This is a genomic window from Pseudochrobactrum sp. AO18b (assembly GCF_000409565.1).
Classification (GTDB): Bacteria; Pseudomonadota; Alphaproteobacteria; order Rhizobiales; family Rhizobiaceae; genus Pseudochrobactrum; species Pseudochrobactrum saccharolyticum.
The window spans coordinates 1-929 of sequence record NZ_ANNO01000113.1; the positions used below are offsets into that span (position 1 = coordinate 1).

General features: G+C 47.7%; 1 protein-coding gene. It reads right to left on the reverse strand.

The window, feature by feature from the left end; genetic code table 11:
* Positions 1–18: 18 nt before the first annotated feature.
* On the reverse strand, positions 19–929 hold a 911-nt coding region (locus A918_RS0104805; protein ID WP_084664644.1), incomplete at its 5' end, for an IS3 family transposase.

Below are 929 nucleotides of genomic sequence, written 5' to 3' on the forward strand. Positions count from 1 at the left end.
TGAATAGCCCCGAGTTTATTAGACACTCTTCGTCTTCAGTTTGTGGTTCTGTTCAAAGTGTGCTGGTGACAGCATACCATTTCTAACGTGTTTGCGCTGCGGGTTATAAAACATCTCAATGTAATCAAATACGTCTTGCCTTGCTTCAGCTCGAGTTCTGTATGTTTTGCGCCGAACGCGCTCTCGCTTCAGCAGGTTAAAAAAGCTCTCAGCTACAGCATTATCGTGACAATTCCCACGGCGGCTCATGCTGTGCTCAAGATTATGTTGTTTTAGGAATGAAGCCCAGTCCATACTTGTAAACTGGGAGCCCTGATCTGAATGTATCATGACCCGCTCTTTTGGTTTTCGTCGCCACACGGCCATCAACAAAGCCTGTAAGACCAGGTCTGTAGTTTGGCGCGATTGCATTGACCACCCGACAACGCGTCGAGAAAACAGGTCGATGACAACAGCCAGGTAGGAAAACCCTTCATATGTCTTGATATAGGTAATATCTGTGACCCAAACCTTATCAGGCATGTTCACGTCGAACTGGCGATCCAGAGTGTTATCTATAACTATAGAGGGTTTGCCACCATATTTACCGGAGCGGCTCTTATAACCAATCTGAGCTTTGATACCTGCCAGCTTGGCCAGTCTCGCAACTCGGTTTGGACAGCAGGTCTCACCCTGATCTCGCAGATCATCGTGTAATTTGCGGTATCCGTAGACCTTACCGCTGTCATGCCATGCATCTTTGATCAGTGCTGTCTGCCGGATATCTTCAGTTGCACGGCGACTTAAAGGCTGCGTCATCCATGCATAAAATCCGCTCGGATGGACATTAAGCATGCGGCACATGGCACGCACATTGAATAGAACACGATGCGCCTTGATAAACGCGTACTTCATTTTGCATCCTTGGCGAAGTACGCGGTGGCTTTTTT